Origin of the sequence: Streptomyces sp. NBC_01260, assembly GCF_036226405.1 — a bacterium.
Lineage (GTDB): Bacteria > Actinomycetota > Actinomycetes > Streptomycetales > Streptomycetaceae > Streptomyces > Streptomyces laculatispora.
Genome location: NZ_CP108464.1, coordinates 2,769,434 through 2,790,457, shown reverse-complemented (window position 1 = coordinate 2,790,457; position 21,024 = coordinate 2,769,434). Strand labels below are relative to the sequence as shown.

Sequence of the window (21,024 nt, the reverse complement as noted above, 5' to 3'; positions counted from 1 at the left end):
GTGCGGCGGGCCGGTGCGGGCTGTGCGAGGTGTCCCAGAAGCTTGCGGGACTTCGCCTCCGCCCGCTCCCGCGCCGCACGGGCGTCGCGGTCCACCGCACCCAGCTCGGGCAGGAGCCGGGCGAGGGTGTCGCCGAGCGCCGCCAGGTCCGATTCGGCGTTGCGGTGGTCGAACCGCCTGTACTGGCAGTCCGCCAGCTCCAGAAGATCGTCCGGAAGGACGGAGCGGTCGATCCTCGTGGCCTTTCCGACGAGCACGGGGATCACCAGGACCCCGCGGTCGAGCGCGGTCTGGATCTCGCGACGGGTCCAGTCCTGCTCGGCTTCGAGGGCGGGGCGGCCGTCGGCCCCCCGCACCTCTGCCCAGCGCGGGCCGATCACGGCGAGGAGAGCCTCGCACTCCTCCACCGCCCTGACCAGTTCCGCCGGGAAACGGCGTCCGGGCTCGATCGAGTTGCTGGCGAAGAAGATCCGTTCGTCGCCGAACCGACGGGCGAGTTCCCGAGCGATCATGGTCGCTGCGGACTCCTCGTCGCCTGTGCGGTAGTTGACGAAGACGTCGGGCATGAAGGTTCCCTTCGTGAAAGGAAGACGGGGTGAACGGGCACGGGGCTGTGGACCGGGGCTCCGGTCCGCCCGGGCCATGAGGTCCCGACCGTGTGGACGGCATGGCGCATCCACGGGAGGGCGTGCGGATGGAGGGGCGCCGCCTGGTGCGTCACTGGTCGCGGGCAGCCCGAAGAAGCCGGGGGCGCGATGCGACGCGTCGAGCGGTGATCAGAGGGTTCAGCCAGGGATCGTGGGATCCGGAGGGCCGGAGGGGCCGGGTAGTCCGGCGAGCCGGGCGGCTCGAGTCTGTGTCAGCCGTGCGCGGGGGCGAGTACGCGTGCCAGCGCGGGCTGCAGATCACGTACGGCGCGGCTGCTCCGGCACCGGGAGAGTAGCGATCGAGAAGGACAGGATCACGGGCAGGGTCCAGTCGTTCACGAAGTCGCAGCGCCCGTCGATCCAGGTGGGGGCGACGAAGATGTTGTCGTCGGCGGGAGCTTCGGAGGCTTCCAGCAGGGGCCAGGTGCGGGACTCTTCGACCAGGTGCTCCCTGGTGTGCCAGCGCCACTTCTGGCTGGCGGGGATCTTGTGTGTGGCGTACTTGTCGCAGATCAGGTGGACGTCGAGGTCGGCGGGGACTTCCTTGTCGAGCTCGACGAGGAAATTCCCGAACTCCACGTCGCGGTGGCGGCGGTGGAGCGAGCCGATGACCTCGCCGGCGGTGGTGTTCAGCGCAGCGAACAAGGTGGTGACACCGCCGCGCAAAACGAAGCCCGTGCTTCGAGCACACCCCTCGCGCACGATACTCCGATCGGGTGACGCAGTGACCTGGGGCTTGTGGCATATGCCGGGACCCTGTGTTACTGGACGCATTCCAACCATTGGGCAGCCCGTACCGCTCGGGAAGCGTGGTGCCGGGGTGGGCTGTTCCCTCCACACGTGGGGAGGGTGCAGGTCCGCCGGGATCACGATGGGCACCCGGACGGGGTTGGATCGCCAGTCGGTGCCGCTTACGCGGTGCCGACTGGTCTGTTTTGCGCTGACCGGGGGCGGAGGCCGATGGCGTGCGCCGGTGGTACCGAGCGCCCGCCGAAGGCCCTCAGCCATCCGAGTGCCGTGATTGACACCTTGCCAGAGATGGCTCCCTGTGGGGTACTTGAAGCAGCGAACCGGTGGGCCGCCCATCCCATAACCGGGGATCATGGTACAGGGCGGCGTCTGCCGGCTTTTTCTTTGTGCGTCCACGAAGGAACTCCGTTGACCGGCGACACGATTCAGCTGTCCGTCCTCCAGTAAGGGCCTTCCGCGAAGGGTGGCCCGGAGGTCCCCAGGTTCGGCTGTGTCCTCTGTCCCTGTCCTGTCAGCGAGGAGTCCCTCCATGCCTATCTCTCCGAACCAGGGATCCACCGGCGGTGGCACGCTGGTGACCATCACCGGTACGAACCTGTCCGGCACCACCGCCGTCACCTTCGGCACCAAGCCGGCCACCGCCGTCACCAACGTTTCGCCGACCCAGGTCACGGCTGTGTCGCCCTCGGGCGCCGGCAGCATCGGAGTGACCGTGACCACCGGGGGTGGCACGAGCAACCCGATTCCGTTCTTCTACGTCGGAGCCCCGTTCAAGTCCTCGCTCGGGCCGACATCAGGACCCCTGGCGGGCGGCAACACGGCCACGATCAACGGTGTTGGGCTGGCGACGGCCACCAGTGTGTCGTTCGGCGCCAACGCCGCAACGCCGACGGTCGTCTCCGACACCCAGCTCACCGTCGCCGTGCCGGCGGGCGTGGCAGCGGGCCCCGTGGGAGTGAGCGTGACCACCGCGGGTGGAACGAACAACGGTCTGTCCTACACCTACGTGGACGTCCCCACAGTGACCGCTGTGACGCCCACCTCCGGACCGACGTCCGGCGGTACCGGGGTCACCATCACCGGCACCAACCTCGGCACCACCGAGTCGGTCACCTTCGACGGCACCACGGCACCGTTCACCTTGGTGAACTCCACCACGGTCTCGGCGGTGACCCCGCCCGGCACCGCCGGCGCGGTCGATGTGGTGGTGACCAACCCGGCCGGTTCCGACACGGCCGCCGACGCGTTCACCTACGTCGCGGCTCCCGGTATCTGACCGTCGTCCCCGCTGCCGCCCGGTCCTCACCGGGCGGCAGCCTGCCTTGACCACCGCTCCCCGAGCGGTGGTCACCGCCCTCTCCCCGTCCGGCCACCTGATCCATGGTGGGCGGACGGCCCTCATTCGCCGACGCCACCGACGCCATGAACACGACGGTTTATCCCGGCCCGGACCGGACATTCGCACTGTCCCGGGCTCTGTCCAGGCTGCCATAGGAGCACCTTCATGCCGCCCACGATCAGCACCATCAATCCCACGCAAGGGCCCACCACCGGGGGCACCACCGCCACCCTTACCGGCACCGGGATGACCGGGTCCACCGCCGTACGGTTCGGCAGTACCAACGCGACTTCCTTCACCGTCAACTCGGCCACCCAGATCACCGCTGTGAGCCCGCCCCGCGCTGCGGGTGCGGCGACGGTGACCGTCGTCCATCCGACCGGTAACAGCAACTCGGTGACGTTCACCTATGTCTTGGCGCAGGTGCCGGTGGTCACGAGTGTGGCGCCCAGCAGCGGTCCGACGTCCGGCGGCTCCAGTGTCACCCTCACGGGAACCGGGTTCACCGGGGCCACGACGGTCACCTTCGCCGGGATCCCGGCGACTTCGTTCATGGTGAACACGGCCACCCAGATCACTGCTGTGACACCCGCCGGGAGTGCCGGGGCCGCAGCGGTGACCGTCACGACACCGGGTGGCACCAGCGCCCCGGACGCCTTCTTCTTCTACGCCGCGCCTCCCGCCCTCGACAGTGGCGGCCCCGCCCAGGGCCCGACAGCCGGTGGCGTGGTGGTCACACTGACCGGGAGCAATCTGCTCAACGCCAGTGCCGTATGGTTCGGCAGCACCAACGCCGCCTCCTTCACCGTGGTGTCGGCGACACAGATCACGGCCACCGCCCCGCCGGGGACAGGGAGTTCACCGATCACGGTGACCACCCCGGGCGGCACGAGCAACCCCGTCGCCTTCACATACGTCGGCACGCCCACCCTGACAGCACTGGCACCCACGAACGGTCCGACATCCGCAGGCGCCGTGGTCACCCTCACCGGCACGAACCTGGCCACCGCCTCGGCCGTCACCTTCGGGGGGACGGCCGTGCCATTCACCGTCGCGTCGGCCACACAGATCACCGCGATCGCACCCGCGGGTCCCGCCGGTCCGGTCGCTGTAAGCGTCACGACGGCGGGCGGCAGCAGCCCTGGGCCGACCTACACCCGGGTCGCCGCGCCCGGCATCTGACACCGGGACGACGGGGCGAGGAGCCGACGTAAAAACACCTCGTACCAGTCCTTGTGCCGCGCGCCCGTTCGGCTGCCCGACGACCGGTTCTGTGCCGCTGACCCAACCAGGCTACTTGTGGGCGCGGCCTCCCCGCGGGGCAAAAGGACCGCCATAGCGTGAAGCTCCACGGCGCCCGCGATCCGCAGGCCCGACGACAGAACAAGGAGCCGAACCCGTGAGAATCACACCGCGCAGGGGGAGACTGGTCGTCGCCACAGCCCTGGCCGCCGTACTGGGGCTGGCCTCGCCCGCCTGGGCCGTATCGTCGAGCACCACGGTGACGGCCACTCCGCAGTCTGCCGAGGTGAGTACTCCGGTGCAACTGGCGGCCACGGTCGACTGCCCCGCCGACGCCACCGGTGGGCTCGGCGTGACGTTCTTCGACGGCGGCGACCTGCTCGGCACCGTGCTCGTGAACGCCAACGGCCAGGCCGGCTACACCGCTACGTTCACCACCGCTGGCTCGCACACCATCACCGCCGCTTACAACGGCAACGCGGAGTGCGACGCCTCCAACGGCACCACGACCGTCCAGGCCACCTCGGCTCCGACGCCGCCCGATCCGACCCCCGGCTTCTGCCTCCTCGCCTGTGGTGGCCTGATCGCCTTCTCCGTGGGTGACATCAACAACACCGTCAACATCTCCGGGCACTAGCTGTCACCAACCTCCGTGGACAGAACACCCAGGGCCTCTCGTTTGGATCAGGCTGGGCTCGGGGGGTCCGGCACCGCACCTCGCGGCGTTGTCGTCGGCCGCCATGAATCCTTCCCCAAGCTCTCGGCTTCGCTCGAGCAGGGAGACCTCATCTGACTCCCTCCTCCGCCTGCCACGCGCGGCACCGGGCCCCGCTCCCTGATCCCTCCTGATCCAAACGAAAGACCCTAGTCGGCAGGCAGTTCGAGCATCGGCTCGAAGGCGGAGTCCTCCTCATCGGGAACGAGCGGGAGAAAGCCGTCGGGGACTGTGCGAGCGGCGGTGGCGAGGAGGCGGCCGAGGACTTCCCGTTCGGTGGCCGGGGGGAGTCCGAGGGCGGTGAGGAGGCGGTCGCGGACCGCGGGGTGGTCCGGGTTGTCGTCGAGGTAGTCGGAGTTGAGGGCCGGGGGGCGGAAGCCGGCCAGGGCGTCGTGCCACGACGGCAGGACGATGGTGAGGGTCAGGGCCTCGGCGAGTGACTCGGCGATCAGGGAGGCCCGGCCCTCGGAGTCGGTGTAGAGGACGGGGCGAGGGCTGCCGGGGGCGGCCGGGCCGCAGAGGTAGTGGGTGCCGCCCGCGTTGCAGCCGGCCACCGGCTCCACGGGAAGGCCGTTGGGCAGGGCGATCCGCTCGATCGGGTCGGTGCGCGCGAGGTCGAACTCTCCATCGCAGGACAGGTAGGAAGCAGCCTCGGAATGTGCCGCGACCCTGTGGAGCATGGCGTTGTCCGAGACGGTGGTCGGGCTGAGGGCTGCGGCGATCGCGGCGGTGAGGGGATGTCCGGCGAGGACATGGCGGACGGCGTCGAGGGGGACGGGGCGCTCGTAGTAGTCCTCGAAATGGGCCTGGACAGCCTCGGGCGAGCGGTCGGCGAGGAGGCGGAAGAGCGAGCCGGAGCCGTCCGGGTGCTTGCTGCCGGGCGGGAAGGCGATGGCCGAGCCGGTGCGCCAGGCCGTGTCGCCGGTCGCCTGCCACAGGCAGGTGGTGACACGTGGGGCGTCGATTCCCTCCTCGTGGAAGGCGGGTTCGTCCAGGATCGGGCGCAGCGCGAGGGGCACTTCGTCGATGACGCCGGGCCAGACCTGCTCGTCCTCCGTTCCGTACGGGCTCATCTTCGACTCGTGGTCGAAGCCGCGTATGAGTACGCCGGCTGCGGTGAAGACGACGGAGAAGTCGTCTCCCGAGCCGTTCGCCATCAGGGCTGCCTCCTCTCCGGGGGCCCAGTCGGCGTCGAAGGTGTAGCAGCAGGACTGCGCATCCTCGCTGATCGTTGCGTCCAGTACGGCCAACGCGCGCAGATGGACGCGGAGTTGGGTGGGGTCGGGGAGGAGGGCGGCGGTCTCGTGCACGGTGCTCATGGCGCCATGAAAGCAGCCACCACCGACAACTCGGTACGGCCGGCCTGGGCAGTGGTGCGCCACCTCCAGCGGATTCCGACCGATCGCACGGGCTCCTGGTGAGGGAGGGGCGGGTGCTGTGAACGGTGGCGCGATGCCCGACATGCACGGCCCACACCAGCAGCTCACCGCCGTCGTTGGATGACGCCGCCCGGCCGGATTCCTAGCGGGTGACCAGGTGCGAGAGGGCGGTGCCGCCCGGCGCGGCACGTGGCGATCGCTGTCCGGCCTTCTTCATGTCCGGCCTTGGTTCGGGTAACTGAGCGGGGTCCCGGCGGTGTTCGTGCCGACGTGAGCCCGAGCCCGTCGGCTCCGTCGCGCGTCCCCGCGGGGAGCGTATCGACGGCCAGGAACCGGCTTTCTCCCGCACCGGCTTGCGCGGAGGTCCCGCCACCGTGCGCCATGACCTGCCGGACGTGGTCGATCAGGTTCTGTCGGGCCGGATCCCGGATCCCGGAGGCCGGCGGCCCTCTTGCAGCACCGCGAAAAAGACAACGGGGGGAATGCCATAGGGATTACCTATAGCGCCTGCTGTCATTTCGTCTTTGCCTCTCGTTCTTTTCCGGCCGTACCGTGAAACAGCTCGACGAGGTGCGCACCGCGATTTCTCCGGAATTCGCGCTCTGTGCACGTCGATTGTTTCCCGTCGGGCGGACTGACAAGCGATCGAGAGGACCAGTGGCATGACCACAATCGAGAACGGACCGGGAACGCGAGAACTCGCGGGAAAGCGGGCCCTGGTCACGGGCGGTTCTCGCGGAATCGGAGCGGCCGTCGTGCGCCAGCTCCTGGACGCGGGCGCCGAGGTGCTCACGACCGCCAGGTCCGCGACGGGCACGGTGCCGGAGGGGGCCAATTTCGTGGCGGCCGATGTGCGGACACGGGCCGGGGCAGAGGCACTGGCCGCGACCGCGCAAGAGGCGCTCGGCGGGGTGGACATCGTGGTTCACAACGCGGGTGGCGCGCGACCTCACGAAGGCGCCCTGGCCATCCCCGACGAGGAGTGGCAGGACGCGCTGGACCTGAACTACCTGGCGTCGGTGCGGCTGGACTCGCTGCTGGTACCGGGGATGCGGGAGCGGCGTTCGGGGAGGATCGTGCACATCTCCTCGGCCGCGGTCCTCACCCCGGTCGGACCTTTCCTGCACTACGTGGCGGCGAAGGCGGCGCTGGAGACCTACAGCCAGGGGCTGGCCCTGGAGCTGGCCCCGTTCGGAATCCGGGTCAACGTCGTGTCTCCCGGCAGAACCGCCACCCCCGGCGGCGAGGCGACGCGGGAGCAGTGGGCCGAGGTGTCCGCGCGCATGGACGCGGCGCCCGGCCCGACCAACGCCGCTGACACCACGCCGCTCGGGCGCGACGGCCGGCCCGAGGACATCGCCCACGCGGTGCTTTTCCTCCTGTCCGACCGGGCGGGCTGGCTGACGGCGAGCAATCTCGTCGTGGACGGCGGCGAATTCCCCAGGGGCTGACGCCGACGGCATTGCGGAACGCCGGTTTCGGCAGAAGGAATTCAGCGGCGTCCGCCGCCTTCCCGGCCGTCAGGACACCGGTGAGAAGGGAGCGGATTCGGACCACGTCTCCTGACGCAGGAGTTCGAGCAGGGCCGTCTCCGCCGGGCCCGCGCCCTGCCGGAGCACGGCGATGACGGGCTGGGACACGACCGGGAACACCGGGCGGACGAGGTGCTCGTGACCGTGGGGCACCGCCGAGGCCGGGACGAGCGTCGCCCCCAGCCCGTGGGCGGCCCAGCGCACGGCCGTCGCCGTCTGGGACACGCGGGCGGCCGTGGTCGGGGCCAGATCGTTGTCGCGCAACACGTTCAGTAGCACGCCGTCGAGGGCGCTGTCGCGGTCGAACCTCACCCACGGCTCACCCTCCAGCTCGCGCAGCTCGACCCGGTCCGCGGCGAGCTGCCGGTGCCCGGCGCCCAGCACCACGACGAACTCCTCGTCGCCGAGGTGGTGGGCGTCGGAGGGGCTCCGCTCGCACGCCGCCATCAGGGCGAGGTCCAGCACGCCCCGGCGGCACAGCCGCTCCAGCTCGGCGGAGCTCGGCTCCTCGAAGACCGTGACCTCCAGCCGCGGGAAGCGGCGACGCAGCGCGCCCAGCGCACCCGGCAACTGCCGCGTGCCGAAGCCCATCTGCACCGCGACCGTCAGCTCGCCGACCAGCTCATCGGCACCGGCCCGCGCCGTCGCCCTCGCCCGCCGCGACGCGCTCACCGCGACCTCCGCCTCCCGCAGGAACGCGCGGCCGACCACGGTGGGCACCAGCCCGGCCGGCGTACGGGCGAACAGCTGTACGCCGAGTTCCCGCTCCAGACCGCGGATCTGCTGGGACACCGACGGTTGGGCGACGTGCAGCCGCTCCGCCGCCGCCGTCACCGAGCCCTCCTCGGCAACGGCCAGGGCGTACTCGAACTGACGAAGGCTCATCGGCTCGCGCCCCTTCCTGCGGTGGACCGAGGTCCACCCCGTCGTCATCGTCGTCATGGTAAGTCTCGCTGTTCCGCTTCCGGAGGGAGGAGTGGCGTGAAGCCTCCTCGCGAAGCGCCTTGCTTGCGCGTGCAGGCATATAACTGCTGTCGTATATTTGAGGGGTGAGTACCCCGGCAAGTGACGTCATCGCAGTACTCGCCGAACCCCATCGGCGGCGCATACTCGATCTCCTCAAGGATGGCGAGCGGCCGGTTGGCGAGCTGGTCGACGAGCTCGGGCTGACGCAGCCGGCCGTCTCCAAGCACCTGCGCACGCTGCGCGACGCCGGGCTGGTCGAGGCCAGGGTCGACGCCCAGCGGCGGCTGTACCGGATACGCCCGGAGCCGCTGGCCGAGCTCGACGCGTGGCTCGCCTCCTACCGCACGCTGTGGAGCGCGAGCCTGGACCGCCTGGACCGGCATCTGGAGGAAGGAGCATCATGAACAACCCCGCAGACCCCGCAGACCCCGCAGACCCCACAGACTCCGCAGACCCCACAGACTCCGCAGACCTCACAGGCCCCTTGGATCCGATCGGCCCTGCAAGCCCGGCCCAGGTCACCGAGGTCACGCTGAACACGGGCGGTGCCCGGCCGGTTCTGCGCTTCGAACGGGTTCTGGCCCAGCCTCCCGAGGCTGTCTGGCGCGCGATCACCGACCGCGAGGAACTCAAGGCGTGGTTTCCGTCCGAGGTCATCGCTGACGCCTGGGAGCCCGGTGCCAGGATCAGCTTCCCGTTCCCCGGGACCGACATGACCCTCACCGGCAGCGTCCTGGAAGCGGAGGAGCCCCGCGTTCTCGCCTACACCTGGGGAGAGGAAACCCTCCGCTTCGTCCTGACCCCGGAACCGGACGGTCGCACCCGCCTGGTGTTCACCGACGAAACGCCCCCGGGTATCGCTGCCCGCAACGCGGCGGGCTGGCAGATCTGCCTCACCCACCTCGCAGGTGAAAACGTCGCCGCCGACGCCTGGAAGGGGCACTTCGACCGCTGCGTCGCCGCGTTCGAACCGGCCCTCGGCGCGCAACAAGGCCCCCCGGCCGGGAGCTGAGAACACGGCGAGGTTCACGGGAATCCGCACGTCGTCGCGGGCTGATTCAGCGGACAGGCCGGACGGTCCGCGAGTGAACCGGCGCGGGCTGTTCGCCGCCGCTGGGGCGCTTGTCGCCGGCGTCACGGTGACGGCGCCGGCGACCGGCTGTGGAGCCGGCTCCGCCGCCGCGGCAGGGCGGGCCGTCCGGCGGAGCCGGTCTCGGCCCGTCCTGCGGACTCCCGATACTTTCCGCTCGCGATCCAGCGCCCCGCTCGGTGACGGGCACCACGCTCCCCGCACGGTGAACGCGTCAAGGTGAATACGTCAACCGCCGCCGCACCCCGCAGGGTGGCGGCCTGCTCGGCCGGGAGCGACAACTGCCGGCCCTTCCAGCCGGACCGGCCCGGCTACAACGCGTCGCCGAAAGCCTCGGCCAGCTCGCGCCACTGGGCCCGCGGCAGGCCGGCGCCGCCCTCGTCGGCGGTGAGCACCTGGAGGGCGACGTGGTCCGCGCCGGCGTCGAGGTACTGCTGGGTCCGGGCCTTCACCTGCCCGGCGTCGCCCAGGGCGAAGAGGGAGTCGAGGAGGCGGACGCTGCCGCCGCCCTCGAAGTCGCTCTCCGTGAATCCCAGGCGCAGCAGGTTGTCCGTGTAGTTGGGCAGCTGGAGGTACATTCCCAGCATGTTCCGCGCAGTGGTGCGGGCCCGGTCGAGGTCGGTGTCGAGCACGACGGACAGCTCCGGGGCGAGCAGCGCGTCGGGGCCGAGCGCCTCGCGTGCTTCCGCCGTGTGCTCGGCGGAGACGAGATAGGGGTGCGCGCCCAACGCCCTGTCGGCCGCCAGCTTCAGCATCTTCGGGCCGAGCGCCGCCAGCACCCGATGTCCGGAGTCCACGGGCGGGGTGGCGGTGTCCAGCGCGTCGAGGTAGGCGACCATCGCGCTGTACGGCTTCGCGTACTGCGGCACCATCGGGCCGTGGCTGACGCCCAGGCCGAGGACGAACCGCCCGCGCGCATCCGCGTCGATCGCCGCGATCCGATCCGCCGTCTCCTTTGCCGTGTGGTCCCAGATACTCAGGATGCCGGTGGCCACGGTGACCCTGCGGGTGGCGGCGACGACCGCCGCGGCGTCGTCGGGCGAGGGACTGCCGCCGATCCACAGCGTGCCGTACCCGAGGTCCTCGAGCTCGGCGACGGCTTCCGCGATCGCTCTCCTTCCCGCGTCGTCCGCCCGCGACCCGTGCAGGGCGCTGCTCCAGATCCCGACCCGTCCGAATGCCTCACGCGTCTCAGAAGTCATGCTGTGAGCAACAGCGACCCGCGCCCGCTATTCCCGGCAGGGCCGGGAATCACCCATGTGTACGCAGGTACGGCGCAGGGTGCCGCCGGGGCGCTGGGGCGCTCCCGGCAAGTCAGGTCGTCGACGGCAGGTCGTGCGCGACTTCCACGGTCAGCGGGCTGGCCACGAGACAGCGTCGGCCGGATGCGGTGTCGACGGTGACCGTGACGCGGGCCAGACCGCGCATCCACACGGCCGTTCCCCTGAGCGCGGGAGTGCGGTCAATGGCCGCGAGCAGGGACTGCAGGCCGGACTGCGGGGCGTCGGCCCCGGTGGGTTCCACCGGCGCTGAGGGATCGGATGGCGGGAGAGGCGCAGCGTCCAGGGCCTCCACCGCGAGGCCGGCACGGGTGAGGACCGTCGCTCCGGCGCTCGATCCGCCGTCGTGGCTCTCCAGGGGCGGTCCGTCGACCGGCACGGGGGACAGCCCGAGCAGGTGGTGGGCCGACCCGTGCATGAGCAGTCGGCAGTCGGCCTCGCGCTCGTGGCCAGGGTCCTCGCCAGGAGCGGGATCGCTGAACAGCACGAGGTTCCGGTACGACCCGTTCAGGGTGATGCAGCGCAGCGGTGCTTCGAACTGGACCCATTGCCCCGGCCGTAGACCGGGCTCCGAGTACCACCGGGCCGACTGGTTCAGATGTCTGTCCACCCGGTCCACATGGCGCGACCGGCTCTGTTCCGCATCGGGTGCCTGCGAGTCGATGTCGATCTCGCCGACCGGCGTACTCGGCCGCAGGGTTCCGGTCCGGGGCGCACGGCGGGTCGGCCGGAACTGGCGCAGCTTGCCGGCCGACAGACAGACCAACTCACGCAATGTGCCCTCTGGTTCGATTGCCCGGCGTCGGCCGGGCAGTTCGCCGACACCGACGTCCCGTCCCGCCCGGGTGCCGCGACCACCCGCTGACCCATACTCGCCGCATGGACGTCGTCGAGATCCTTGAGGCCGCCGCGTTGCTCGTGCCCGAGGACGTGGCCACCGGCAACGACCTCACGGTCTCCGACGTCTGGGACCACCTCGTGCACGACGAGTGGGAAGTGGCGCTCGACCTGTTGCAGGAGCTGGGCGACGGGTGGACCGCACCGACGGGCTTCTGGGAGCGACTGGGGCGGTCGGCGCAGATGCTGGGGTTCGAACGGAGCCGCGAGTGGTGCTGGTGGCGGGATGCCGAGACGCGCGAGGGCATGATCCGGGCCGATCTCGTCCTCCGCCCGGCGGGCCAGACGTTCCGGCGTACGCCGGTTCCGGGCGCCGGGGTACTGCGACCGATGTGGGACATCGGCAACCGGAGACACGACGGGGAACCCGAACTGGACATCGCCCGGGTGTGGGTCGAGTTCGCCCCCGGGCTCCCGCCCGGGGGCCGGGCCCCCGTACGGCTGCTGCCCCTGGACCCGGGCAGGTGGTGCCGCTTGGTCCCCGGGGACCGGATCACGCTGTACGAGTGTGCTGAGGCGGGCGGGACCGCGACGATCCTGGAGACACGGCCTCCGGCGTGACCGCGCGGGCCGGCCGGGTACGGCCTCCGCCCGGCGTCGCGAGCGCTGCGGCCGATGGGGGGTGGGTTCAGCCCTCCTGCGGCGGTTCCACCCGGGCCAGCCAGGCGGTCAGGAGCGGCTCCAGGGCCGCCGCCTCGTCCCGGGTCAGGGCGTCCAGGAGGCGGCGTTCGTTGCGCATGTGCTCCGTGAACGCCTGATCGATCAGCTCCCGCCCGGCCTGGGTGAGGGCGACCACCCGGCCCCGGCCGTCCCCGGCCGCGCGGCGGCGGGTGACCAGGCCGTCGCGTTCCAGGCGGTCGATGCGCTTGGTCATCGCGCCCGTGGTGACCATGGTGTGCACCGCCAGCTCCCCGGGGGCCCGCTCGAACGGCTCCCCGGCCCGCCGCAGGGCAGCCAGTACGTCGAACTCGCCCTCGCTCAGGCCGAATCGCCGGTACACCACGCAGAGCTCCTCCGTGAGCAGTCCGCCGAGCCGGTGCAGCCGTCCGATCACGCCCTGGGGGCTCACGTCGAGGTCCGGGCGTTCGCGGGACCACTCGGCCTGGATGCGCGCGACGTGGTCCAGGGGCCGAGAAGGGGCAGGAACGGGATCGGCGGGAGAAGGGGCAGAGGCGGGAGAGGTGGCAGGGGTGGCGGAATCCGGCATGGCTTCACTATAGCTTCCGTGGAAGGCATAATAGTTTCCATGGAAGCTACATTGCGGTGGGTGCTGATCACGGCGATCGCACCGGTGGCCTGGGGTACGAACTACTACGTCACCCACGCCTGTCTGCCCGCCGAGACCCCGCTGTACGGGGCCGCGATCAGGGCCCTGCCCGCCGGACTGCTGCTCCTGGCCGTCCGGCGGGAACGGCCCCGCGGCTCCTGGTGGTGGAAGGCCGCGGTTCTCGGTGTCCTCAACATGGGCGGGTTCTTCGCCCTCGTGTACGTCGCCGCGCAACTGCTCCCGACCAGCACCGCCTCGACGGTCATGGCGGCCTCGCCGGTGGCCATGATGCTGATCGCCTGGGCACTGGTCGCGGAACGGCCGGGCCTGCTGCCCCTGCTGGGTGCCGCCGCGGGCATCGCCGGGGTGTGCCTCATGCTGCTGACCGGTTCGGTCTCCGTCGACGCCCGCGGGGTGCTGGCCTCCGTCGCCGCCATGCTGATGTCGTCCCTCGGCTACGTCCTCACCAAGCGCTGGGGTGCCGGTGCCGACGTCCTCGCCTCGACCTCCTGGCAGTTGATCGCCGGTGGCCTTCTGCTGCTGCCCCTTGCCGTCGTGGTGGAGGGCGCGCCGCCCGCACTCGACGGGCCTGCCGTCCTGGGGTTCGGCTACGTCACCGTGGTGGCTACCGCGGTCGCGTTCGCCGCCTGGTTCACGGGGCTGCGCCATCTGCCCGCCGCGACCGTCGGTCTGGTCGGACTGCTCAACCCGGTGACCGGAGTGCTGCTCGGCACCCTGATCGCCGGGGAGCCGTTCACCCTCAGGCAGATGTGCGGGCTCGTCCTGGTGCTGGGCGGAATCCTCCTCGGCCGGCCGGCGGCCCGCCGGTCGGCCGGGCGTACGGATCGGGGCCGGCCGGCAGACCGGCGCCCGGCCGTGGACCGTACGCCGGTGGCCGGGGAGTGCCCCACCGGGGCCGGGTGCCACTCCGGCCCCGGTGGGGCGCCCGGATCGTCTACGGCTGGGTGACCCTCAACTCCCGTACGCCCGTGAGCTCGTCCACATCCGCCGAGCGGACCGTCACCCGCACCTCAGGAGACACGAGCCCCCCTGCCTCACGTCATGCGGGCGCACTGCCTCAGGCCGCGAGACCCGTCTTGAGGCCCGCCCCGCACAGCGGTACGACGACACTGCGGTCCGTCCAGCCACCGACCGCGGCCCAGCAGGCGACCCCTGTCGTCTCCACGTAGAAGCCGCGGGCGGCCAGATCCAGCTGCGCGCGGCGAATCTGATCCTCGGTCACGGTCAGGAAGGTGCCGCCCGATTCACGCACCGCCGCCAGGATCGCCCGGGCCCGCGGCGGACGCGGGATGGCGATGCCCTCGGCGAGGGTGGGGGAGACGGCGCCCGGCAAGGTGTCGGGGAGAGAGTCCGCCCCGGCGTGGAAGGCGGCGGCCAGCGGGGAGACGGCCTCGGCCTGCACGGCGATCAGGGCCGGACCGATGTCGATCAGGCCCTGGGCGCGAAGCTCCGCGATGGCCAGCGCCGCGCCGAGGAGCAGGGTGCCGTTGCCGACCGGTACGGCGATCGCGTCGGGGAGCCTGCCGCCGAGGTCCTCCCACAGCTCGTACACGTAGGTCTTCGTACCGTGCAGGAAGTACGGGTTGAAGACGTGCGAGGCGTAGAAGGTGCCGGGTGCGTCGGCGGCGGCCCGGGCGGCCCGGGCGGTCGACTCGCGGTCTCCGGGGACGATTTCCAGCCGGGCTCCATGGGCCCGGATCTGCTCGGTCTTCTTCGGGGACGTGCCCTCGGGGACGTACACCGTGCAGGGCAGCCCGGCGCGGGCGCAGTAGGCCGCGACGGCGGTGCCCGCGTTGCCGCTGCTGTCCGCCACGACGCGCTCGGGGGAGAGGCGGCGGGCCAGTTCGGCGAGCATCACCGCGCCGCGGTCCTTGAAGGAGAGCGTCGGCATGAGGAAGTCGAGTTTGGCCGAGACCGTACCGGTGAGCGGTACGAGCGGGGTGCGGCCCTCGCCCAGGGTGGTCGTGGGAGACCCGAGCGGCAGCACCTCCTCGTAGCGCCAGAGGGAGTTGACCCGGCCGGACAGGGCGCCGGGACGGACGGGGCCCGCGATCTCGAAGTCGAGGTCCCAGGGGCCGCGGCAGACCGGACAGCACCAGGTCAGCGAGGAGACGTCGGCACGGGTTCCGTCCTGCGGGCAGCGGTATGCGGTGGCCATGGCAGCCAGCATGTCAGGAAGGTGAGAAGAGGGAGGGGACCGGGCCCGGGGCCCGGGGCGGCTGCACCTTCGCAGCGGCCCCGGCCCCGGGAGGTCGCGGCCCCCCGGTCCCCGGCCCGGGAGTTCCTACCGCCCGGAGAGCCCGCGGTCGACGGCGGTCATCAGCTCGCCGTCGTCCGTGTCCCCGTCCAGCGACCAGAACATCGCACCGCCCAGCCGGTGGTCGCGGATGTATCCGGTCTTGGCGCGCAGGACCTGCGGGTCGTCGTACGTCCACAGGGTGGTGCCGTCGAACAGCCAGGCGCTGCCGTCCCGGACGTTGCGGTGGACCTTGTACGTACCGGATTCGGCCAGCTTCTTGAGGACCTTGTAGTCCTCGTAACCGGCGGCCCAGGTGGCGGGGGCGGGCGCTGCGGCGGGCCGGCCCAGGCCGTCGCCGCCGCCCGTCACACCGGTCCAGCCCTGACCGTAGAACGGCATGCCCATCACCAGCTTGCGGGCCGGGGCGCCGCGTTTCAGCCAGTCGCGCACGGTCCGGTCGACGCTGAAGTCGCCCTTCGCGTAGAGCGCGGACTGCTGGGCGGTGGTCTTCTCGCCCGAGACGTGGAAGTCGTAACCCTGGAGGTTCACGAAGTCGAAGTCCCGCATGACGCGGGGGACGTCGAAGCCCGCGTCGATCTTCTCGGGGGACGCGGGGACGAACGCCGAGAGGTCGTAGTGCCTGGGCTTCGAGCCGTGGCTCCCGCCTCTGTGGACGCCTGGGCCCTCCTGCCCGTTCCGTCCCTTCCGCGGTGCGGCGGCGCTCTTCGCGCAGGCGTCGAGCTGGGTGCGGAACTCGTGCACCAGGGCGGTGAGGTTCCGCTTGTCCTCGGGTCGGTACACCGTGTCGGTGTCACCGGCGGATCCCGGCCATTCCCAGTCGATGTCGACTCCGTCGAAGAGGCCGGCCGCGGCACCTCGGCCGCCCCTGGTCCCGTCCACCGGAAGGTTGCCCTTGATGTACAGGTCGATGCAGGAGGAGACCAACGCCTTGCGGGAGGCGGCGGTTCGGGCCGCGTCCGAGAAGTGCGTGGACCAGCTCCAGCCGCCCAGCGAGATCATCACCTTGAGACCGGGATGCTTGGCCTTGAGCTCGCGCAGCTGGTTGAAGTTGCCCGCGAGGGCCTGGTCGTCGGTGTCGGCGACGCCGTCCACCGAGCCTGCGGCGTCCAGCGGACGGACGTAGTCCGCCCAGGCGTCGGCCTCGCCGGGCACATTGCCGGTGAAGCACTTGCCGTCGGCGCTGACGTTGCCGAAGGAGTAGTTGAGGTGGGTGAGCTTGGCCGCCGTGCCGCTCGTCTCCAGGTCCTTGACCTGGAAGTCGCGTCCGTAGACGCCCCATTGGGTGAAGTAGCCGACGCGCTTGTAGGCGGGAGCGGAGGCGTGGTGACCGCTGCTCCCGCCGTCCTTGGTGTGACGTGTGCTCTGGTCCGTGCCGTGCCCGGCGGAGGCGTTGGCGGTGGGGGTGACGGCGGCTGCCAGCGAGAAGGCGCAGGCGGCAAGTGCCAGACCGGACAGGGTTCTTCGACGCATGAGGCCCATTCCTGTGCGTGTGCCGAGAGGTGCGTGAGCCGTGCTGTGTGGAGAGGAAGTTATTGGTCTGGACCAAATCAGGTCAAGGGGGTGAGGCGGATCCGGTTGCGAGCCGCGCCCCCGTGGTGCGGCAGGGGGTGCCCGGAAACGGCATGGCGGCTCGTGCCGGGTATGCGCACGTCGGCGGTGAATCATCACTTCGAGTGAAACCCTGGCCTGCGCTTGCGGTCCGGAACCGACGGTTGCGACGCTGTTGCAGTCTGTCAACCTCTTGGGGAGTGGCCTGTGACTTTCGGTGAGCAGCCCGCCTATCTGCGCGTTGCGGGCGATCTGAGAGAGAAGATCGTCAACGGTTCGCTGCCGCCGCATACGCGCCTGCCGTCGCAGGCGCGCATCCGGGAGGAGTACGGGGTCTCTGACACCGTCGCGCTGGAAGCGCGCAAGGTGCTGATGGCCGAGGGGCTGGTGGAAGGCCGGTCCGGCTCCGGTACGTATGTGCGCGAGCGCCCGGTCCCGCGCCGGATCGCCCGCTCCGGCTTCCGGTCGGAGACCGGTGCCAGCCCGTTCCGGCAGGAGCAGACGGCGGAGGGGGCGCGGGGGACCTGGGAGTCCCGGAGCGAACAGGAGGGGGCGAGTCCGGAGATCGCCGAACGGCTCGGGATCGAGCCGGGCGACCGCGTGATGCGCACGCGCTACGTGTTCCGGGAGGCGGGTGAGCCGATGATGCTCTCGACCTCCTGGGAACCCCTCGCGGTCACGGGGCGTACGCCGGTGATGCTGCCGGAGGAGGGCCCGCTGGGCGGCTGTGGGGTGGTCGAGCGGATGGCCGCGATCGATGTGGTCGTGGACAACGTGGCCGAGCAGGTCGGTGCGCGCCCGGGGCTGGCGGAGGAGCTCCTGGCGCTCGGCGGAGTGCCGGGTCATGTCGTGATGGTGATCGAGCGTACGTACTACGCGTCGGGGCGGCCGGTGGAGACCGCCGACGTGGTGGTGCCGGCTGATCGCTACCGGATCGCCTACCACCTGCCCGTCAGATGACCGGCCACCTGAGGTGTCGTGCACGGCGGGTGGCACCCGCGCGGAGGTGTCGTGCGCGGCGGGTGGCCCGTGTGCGGGGGTGTGGTCCCGGTGGGGCGGCCGCGGCCCGGAGGTGTGATTCCTGTGGGGTCGCTCAAGCCCGGCGCCGGGATTCCCGTCGGGTGACCGATACCCGGTGGCGCCCGTGCGGCGGACGTGACGACAAGTTAACGCCCGCCCGGGTCCCGTAACGGCTGGGCAATCGTCGCTTGTGATGGCTTGTCATGTCCTGCTCCTAACTTCCCGTTCGGACCCGCACACCGGACTGACGAACGGGAAGTCACCGATGACGGACACAGCCATACCCGAGACGGTCGGGCCTCCTGCGGCGGCTGCTGCCCCAGGAGGCCCGGAGGCCGCGGCCGGCGCCCAGCCGCCCAGGCGCAGTTATGCGAAGCTCGCCGCCGACGAGAGTCGTGAGGACTACTCCCTCCGCTATGCACCGCACTCGTATCGGCGCTGGTCGCCCGCCGTGGTCGCGGGCACCGCGCTCGGCGGGATCGCCTATCTGGCCGACTTCGCGATCGGCGCCTCGATCGTCTTTACCTACGGTTTCACCAGCGGGTTCGCCTCGATCCTGGCGGCGGCGACGATCATCTTCCTCACCGGCGTCCCCATCGCCCGGGCCTGCGCGAAGTACGGCCTGGACATGGACCTGGTCACCCGAGGCGCCGGATTCGGCTACTTCGGTTCGACGCTGACCTCGCTGATCTACGCGTCGTTCACCTTCATCTTCTTCGCCCTCGAAGGCTCGATCATGGCGCAGGCCATGCATCAGGCCGTCGGCCTGCCGGTCGAGGCGGGCTATCTGATCACCACCCTGATCGTCATCCCGATCGTCTTCCGGGGGATGGGCGCCCTCGCCAAGGTCCAGGCGTGGACTCAGCCGGTCTGGATCATCGGCATGGTGCTGCCGTTCGTGGTCCTCGCCTTCGAAGCGCCCGACGCCTGGGGCGCGTTCGCCTCCTTCGGCGGTACGGAGGGGGCGGGACCGGGCTTCTCCTGGATCGGGTTCGGTCTCGGCACGGGCGTGGCGCTCTCGCTCATCGCCCAGATCGGTGAGCAGGCCGACTACCTGCGCTTCATGCCGGCGAAGACGCAGGCCAACAAGCGCCGCTGGAACATCGCGGTCCTCGCCGCCGGTCCCGGCTGGGTGATCATCGGCGCGGCCAAGCAGCTCGGCGGTGCGCTGCTCGCCTTCGCCGCCCTCGAAGCGGTCGGCAAGACGCACGCGCTGGAGCCGATCGCGCCGCAGATCGAGGCGCTGAAGCCCTGGCTCGGCTCGTTCGCGCTGCCCGCCGCCGCGCTCTTCGTGATCGTGTCGCAGATCAAGATCAATGTGACCAACGCCTACAGCGGCTCGCTGTCCTGGTCGAACTTCTTCTCCCGGATCACGCACCGTCATCCCGGCCGGGTCTGGTACATCTTCCTCAATCTCGTCATCGCGCTGACGCTGATGGAGATGAACATGTTCGCGGCCCTCAACAAGCTGCTGGGCTTCTACTCGAACGTCGGCATCGCCTGGATCGCCGCGGTCGCGGCCGACCTGGTCATCAACAAGCGGGTCGGGCTGAGCCCTCCGTACATCGAGTTCAAACGGGCCTACCTGTACGCGGTGAATCCGGCGGGATTCGGCTCGATGGTGATTGCCTCAACCGTCTCGATCCTCGCCTTCTTCGGGCTGTTCGGCAGGTATGCGGAGGCCTTCTCCACCTTCATCGCGGCCGGCCTCTCGCTGACCCTCTGTCCGCTGATCGCCTGGGCGACCAAGGGCAGGTACTACCTGGCCCGGCCCAATCCGGTGAACGGTCCAGGAGCCGAGGTCGCGGACATCACCGCCACCCACACCTGCTCGGTCTGCGACACGGCCTACGAGCTCCCGGACATCGCCGACTGCCCCGTGCGGTCCGGGCCGATCTGCTCGCTCTGCTGCTCGTTGGACGCGGAGTGCGGGGACATCTGCCGCAAGGAACCGGCCGACGGCCCGCTTCCCATGCCGATGCCGATGCTGCGCGAGGGTGCGAGAGAGGGATAAGGAGAGGGCCTCCGGTCCAGTCTGCACTGGTTCAGCCCGTCTCATCCGATTCACTCAGGTTTGCTCAGGTTCGGACCGAACTGCCCAGGGGGCGCATCCAGTTGGATGCGCCCCCTGGAGTTGGTCCACTCCTGGCCGGATCCGTATCTCTTTGTGCAATTACGTATTCGTTCCGTGAAGGTCAGGCGTACGCTCGGGCATATGCGTACTGCGGTTTCCTGGGGATCCTTAGAAACATGCACGCCGTTCAGGGGAGGGGCGCAATGCTCGGGAGAGGCACGATGAGCGACAGCGGTGCCATGCTTCCTTGGTCGGTGATACGGCAGGACGACAACGGCAACCGCTACCGCGTGGGCAGGTACGCCACGCAGGACGAGGCGCAGCGGACCGCCGACAAGCTCGATGAGCGCGGCCACAAGCAGCTCTACTGGGTCGAGCGCGTCGGGCAGAGCGCGCGGCCGTAGTGCGCCGGTCCGGCTGTCCGCCGGATCTCCGGCGCCGGGTTCGCGCCCTCCGCTCCTGCTGGGGACGGGTATTACGCTCCGGGGTATGAGTGATCGCGTGGTGGTGGCCGGAGCTGTCTACGACGGGGGGCGGCTGCTCGCCGCGCGCCGTAGCGCCCCGCCCGAGCTGGCCGGCCGGTGGGAACTGCCCGGTGGCAAGGTGGAGCCGGGGGAGAGCGGCGAGCAGGCGCTCGTGCGCGAACTCCGCGAGGAGCTCGGCATCGAGACGGAACCACTGGAGCGCATCCCCGGTGAGTGGCCGCTGAAGCCCGGCTATGTACTCCGGGTGTGGACGGCCCGTCTGCTGTCCGGCGTGCCCGCGCCGCTTCAGGACCACGACGAGCTGCGCTGGCTCGGCCCCGGTGAGAGCGACACCGTCGACTGGCTGGAGCAGGACCGGCCCGCGGTCGCAGAAGCCGTGCGGCGACTGCCCGGCGGCGCACACCGCTGAGCAGGGTGCTTGCGCTGCGGCGTGCACCGATGGACCCGTGCGCCCTTTCTCTGCACGTACACCCGTTCGTGCGCATGCCCTTACACCCGTACGCCCCACGTGT

General features: G+C 70.6%; 20 protein-coding genes and 1 pseudogene. 12 read left to right on the top strand and 9 right to left on the bottom strand.

All coding sequences use genetic code 11. From position 1 onward, the window contains the following. Nucleotides 1–41: 41 nt before the first annotated feature. A pseudogene (locus OG322_RS11965) lies at nt 42–566 on the bottom strand (toll/interleukin-1 receptor domain-containing protein); the annotation flags it as partial. A gap of 339 nt (nt 567–905) precedes the next feature. Then, entirely contained in the window at nt 906–1,292 is a 387-nt protein-coding gene (locus OG322_RS41540; RefSeq protein ID WP_405699631.1) for a hypothetical protein, read from the bottom strand. Between the two features lie 634 nt (nt 1,293–1,926). Between OG322_RS41540 and OG322_RS11955 the strand changes: the two genes are divergently transcribed. The 3 genes from OG322_RS11955 (at nt 1,927) to OG322_RS11945 (ending at nt 4,615) form a co-directional block, all read left to right on the top strand. Next, nucleotides 1,927–2,673, top strand: coding sequence for an IPT/TIG domain-containing protein (locus OG322_RS11955; protein WP_123461395.1), 747 nt, complete (start codon nt 1,927–1,929; stop codon nt 2,671–2,673). A 228-nt stretch (nt 2,674–2,901) separates the two neighbouring features. Continuing rightward, nucleotides 2,902–3,918, top strand: coding sequence for an IPT/TIG domain-containing protein (locus tag OG322_RS11950; RefSeq protein WP_329306393.1), 1,017 nt, complete (start codon nt 2,902–2,904; stop codon nt 3,916–3,918). 217 nt (nt 3,919–4,135) lie between these two features. After that, a complete protein-coding gene (locus OG322_RS11945; RefSeq protein WP_123461397.1) occupies nt 4,136–4,615 on the top strand; it encodes an Ig-like domain-containing protein in 480 nt (159 codons plus the stop codon). Nucleotides 4,616–4,842: 227 nt separating this feature from the next. Here OG322_RS11945 and OG322_RS11940 read toward each other — a convergent pair whose 3' ends face one another. After that, nucleotides 4,843–6,012, bottom strand: a complete 1,170-nt coding sequence (locus OG322_RS11940; RefSeq protein ID WP_124284941.1) for a hypothetical protein — start codon at nt 6,010–6,012, stop codon at nt 4,843–4,845. Nucleotides 6,013–6,734: 722 nt separating this feature from the next. Between OG322_RS11940 and OG322_RS11930 the strand changes: the two genes are divergently transcribed. Further along, entirely contained in the window at nt 6,735–7,523 is a 789-nt protein-coding gene (locus OG322_RS11930; protein WP_329306392.1) for an SDR family oxidoreductase, read from the top strand. A 69-nt stretch (nt 7,524–7,592) separates the two neighbouring features. On the opposite strand, the gene OG322_RS11925 is transcribed toward OG322_RS11930, so the two are convergent. Beyond that, the gene (locus OG322_RS11925; protein WP_329306391.1) at nt 7,593–8,489 is read right to left on the bottom strand and encodes a LysR family transcriptional regulator; all 897 of its coding nucleotides are present in this window, start codon (nt 8,487–8,489) and stop codon (nt 7,593–7,595) included. 164 nt (nt 8,490–8,653) lie between these two features. Between OG322_RS11925 and OG322_RS11920 the strand changes: the two genes are divergently transcribed. Then, the gene (locus OG322_RS11920; protein WP_241200123.1) at nt 8,654–8,974 is read left to right on the top strand and encodes an ArsR/SmtB family transcription factor; all 321 of its coding nucleotides are present in this window, start codon (nt 8,654–8,656) and stop codon (nt 8,972–8,974) included. After that, a complete protein-coding gene (locus tag OG322_RS11915) occupies nt 8,971–9,582 on the top strand; it encodes an SRPBCC domain-containing protein (RefSeq protein WP_329306390.1) in 612 nt (203 codons plus the stop codon). The genes OG322_RS11920 and OG322_RS11915 overlap by 4 nt, the downstream gene beginning before the upstream one ends. A 389-nt stretch (nt 9,583–9,971) precedes the next feature. Here the strand turns inward: OG322_RS11915 and OG322_RS11910 are convergent, their stop codons facing one another. Further along, nucleotides 9,972–10,862 (bottom strand): TIGR03620 family F420-dependent LLM class oxidoreductase, encoded by an 891-nt coding sequence (locus OG322_RS11910; protein ID WP_123461401.1) that lies wholly within the window; start codon nt 10,860–10,862, stop codon nt 9,972–9,974. Nucleotides 10,863–10,974: 112 nt separating this feature from the next. Next, the gene (locus tag OG322_RS11905) at nt 10,975–11,706 is read right to left on the bottom strand and encodes an SAVMC3_10250 family protein (RefSeq protein ID WP_329306389.1); all 732 of its coding nucleotides are present in this window, start codon (nt 11,704–11,706) and stop codon (nt 10,975–10,977) included. 113 nt (nt 11,707–11,819) lie between these two features. Here OG322_RS11905 and OG322_RS11900 point away from each other — a divergent pair, with 113 nt between their 5' ends. Beyond that, nucleotides 11,820–12,398 carry a hypothetical protein gene (locus OG322_RS11900; RefSeq protein ID WP_123461403.1) on the top strand — a complete coding sequence of 193 codons (579 nt, stop codon included), beginning with the start codon at nt 11,820–11,822 and terminating at the stop codon, nt 12,396–12,398. Nucleotides 12,399–12,465: 67 nt separating this feature from the next. Here the strand turns inward: OG322_RS11900 and OG322_RS11895 are convergent, their stop codons facing one another. Further along, nucleotides 12,466–13,044 carry a MarR family winged helix-turn-helix transcriptional regulator gene (locus OG322_RS11895; RefSeq protein ID WP_329306388.1) on the bottom strand — a complete coding sequence of 193 codons (579 nt, stop codon included), beginning with the start codon at nt 13,042–13,044 and terminating at the stop codon, nt 12,466–12,468. Nucleotides 13,045–13,083: 39 nt separating this feature from the next. Between OG322_RS11895 and OG322_RS11890 the strand changes: the two genes are divergently transcribed. Beyond that, nucleotides 13,084–14,073 carry a DMT family transporter gene (locus OG322_RS11890; protein ID WP_185095386.1) on the top strand — a complete coding sequence of 330 codons (990 nt, stop codon included), beginning with the start codon at nt 13,084–13,086 and terminating at the stop codon, nt 14,071–14,073. 109 nt (nt 14,074–14,182) lie between these two features. Here OG322_RS11890 and OG322_RS11885 read toward each other — a convergent pair whose 3' ends face one another. Both OG322_RS11885 and OG322_RS11880 read right to left on the bottom strand, forming a co-directional pair. Continuing rightward, on the bottom strand, nt 14,183–15,295 hold the full coding sequence (locus OG322_RS11885) for a threonine synthase (protein ID WP_123461406.1): 1,113 nt from the start codon (nt 15,293–15,295) through the stop codon (nt 14,183–14,185). A gap of 114 nt (nt 15,296–15,409) precedes the next feature. Beyond that, a complete protein-coding gene (locus OG322_RS11880; RefSeq protein WP_123461407.1) occupies nt 15,410–16,855 on the bottom strand; it encodes a glycoside hydrolase family 18 protein in 1,446 nt (481 codons plus the stop codon). A 285-nt stretch (nt 16,856–17,140) separates the two neighbouring features. Here OG322_RS11880 and OG322_RS11875 point away from each other — a divergent pair, with 285 nt between their 5' ends. The 4 genes from OG322_RS11875 to OG322_RS11860 all read left to right on the top strand — a co-directional run bounded on the left by OG322_RS11875 (nt 17,141) and on the right by OG322_RS11860 (nt 20,921). Then, the gene (locus OG322_RS11875) at nt 17,141–17,893 is read left to right on the top strand and encodes a GntR family transcriptional regulator (RefSeq protein ID WP_123461408.1); all 753 of its coding nucleotides are present in this window, start codon (nt 17,141–17,143) and stop codon (nt 17,891–17,893) included. Nucleotides 17,894–18,218: 325 nt separating this feature from the next. Continuing rightward, nucleotides 18,219–19,967 (top strand): purine-cytosine permease family protein, encoded by a 1,749-nt coding sequence (locus OG322_RS11870; RefSeq protein WP_123461409.1) that lies wholly within the window; start codon nt 18,219–18,221, stop codon nt 19,965–19,967. Nucleotides 19,968–20,248: 281 nt separating this feature from the next. After that, the gene (locus tag OG322_RS11865) at nt 20,249–20,431 is read left to right on the top strand and encodes an SPOR domain-containing protein (protein ID WP_260146791.1); all 183 of its coding nucleotides are present in this window, start codon (nt 20,249–20,251) and stop codon (nt 20,429–20,431) included. Between the two features lie 85 nt (nt 20,432–20,516). Continuing rightward, nucleotides 20,517–20,921 carry a (deoxy)nucleoside triphosphate pyrophosphohydrolase gene (locus OG322_RS11860; RefSeq protein ID WP_123461411.1) on the top strand — a complete coding sequence of 135 codons (405 nt, stop codon included), beginning with the start codon at nt 20,517–20,519 and terminating at the stop codon, nt 20,919–20,921. Nucleotides 20,922–21,024 lie beyond the last annotated feature (103 nt).

What these genes read in the sequence shown, in the direction of transcription:
- OG322_RS11955 (WP_123461395.1), top strand. Translation starts at nt 1,927, where the DNA reads ATGCCTATCTCTCCGAACCAGGGATCCACCGGCGGTGGCACGCTGGTG.
- OG322_RS11950 (WP_329306393.1), top strand. Translation starts at nt 2,902, where the DNA reads ATGCCGCCCACGATCAGCACCATCAATCCCACGCAAGGGCCCACCACC.
- OG322_RS11940 (WP_124284941.1), bottom strand. Translation starts at nt 6,012, where the DNA reads ATGAGCACCGTGCACGAGACCGCCGCCCTCCTCCCCGACCCCACCCAA.
- OG322_RS11930 (WP_329306392.1), top strand. Translation starts at nt 6,735, where the DNA reads ATGACCACAATCGAGAACGGACCGGGAACGCGAGAACTCGCGGGAAAG.
- OG322_RS11925 (WP_329306391.1), bottom strand. Translation starts at nt 8,489, where the DNA reads ATGAGCCTTCGTCAGTTCGAGTACGCCCTGGCCGTTGCCGAGGAGGGC.
- OG322_RS11915 (WP_329306390.1), top strand. Translation starts at nt 8,971, where the DNA reads ATGAACAACCCCGCAGACCCCGCAGACCCCGCAGACCCCACAGACTCC.
- OG322_RS11910 (WP_123461401.1), bottom strand. Translation starts at nt 10,862, where the DNA reads ATGACTTCTGAGACGCGTGAGGCATTCGGACGGGTCGGGATCTGGAGC.
- OG322_RS11900 (WP_123461403.1), top strand. Translation starts at nt 11,820, where the DNA reads ATGGACGTCGTCGAGATCCTTGAGGCCGCCGCGTTGCTCGTGCCCGAG.
- OG322_RS11895 (WP_329306388.1), bottom strand. Translation starts at nt 13,044, where the DNA reads ATGCCGGATTCCGCCACCCCTGCCACCTCTCCCGCCTCTGCCCCTTCT.
- OG322_RS11890 (WP_185095386.1), top strand. Translation starts at nt 13,084, where the DNA reads ATGGAAGCTACATTGCGGTGGGTGCTGATCACGGCGATCGCACCGGTG.
- OG322_RS11885 (WP_123461406.1), bottom strand. Translation starts at nt 15,295, where the DNA reads ATGCTGGCTGCCATGGCCACCGCATACCGCTGCCCGCAGGACGGAACC.
- OG322_RS11880 (WP_123461407.1), bottom strand. Translation starts at nt 16,855, where the DNA reads ATGCGTCGAAGAACCCTGTCCGGTCTGGCACTTGCCGCCTGCGCCTTC.
- OG322_RS11870 (WP_123461409.1), top strand. Translation starts at nt 18,219, where the DNA reads ATGACGGACACAGCCATACCCGAGACGGTCGGGCCTCCTGCGGCGGCT.
- OG322_RS11865 (WP_260146791.1), top strand. Translation starts at nt 20,249, where the DNA reads ATGAGCGACAGCGGTGCCATGCTTCCTTGGTCGGTGATACGGCAGGAC.
- OG322_RS11860 (WP_123461411.1), top strand. Translation starts at nt 20,517, where the DNA reads ATGAGTGATCGCGTGGTGGTGGCCGGAGCTGTCTACGACGGGGGGCGG.